This window comes from Enterobacter sp. UNJFSC 003, from assembly GCF_036903355.1.
Taxonomy (GTDB): Bacteria; Pseudomonadota; Gammaproteobacteria; order Enterobacterales; family Enterobacteriaceae; genus Enterobacter.
On the sequence record NZ_JBAKHK010000384.1, the window covers coordinates 1 to 230 of the forward strand.

Annotated in this window: 1 protein-coding gene; it reads left to right on the plus strand. The window is 67.4% G+C overall.

Annotated features, from left to right (window positions below; all coding sequences use genetic code 11):
- On the plus strand, positions 1 to 230 hold a 230-nt coding region (locus V5P19_RS24655), incomplete at both ends, for a hypothetical protein (protein WP_334408130.1).

Below are 230 nucleotides of genomic sequence, written 5' to 3' on the forward strand. Positions count from 1 at the left end.
CTCGTGATCTGCGGCGGCGTGGTCGTGCTGATGTTCCGCATCGCCGCCGCCGGCAAGCCGCTGCACCACGACTTCGCCGAGAAGGCCGCTTCCGTCGACGGCGAGATGGTCGATCTCGTGAGCAACATGCCGCTCGTGCGGGCCTTCTCGGCCTACAAGCGCGAATTCGCCCGCTTCGACGAGACCATCGGCACCGAGATGAAGGCGCGGCGCCGCTCGCTCCTCTACCT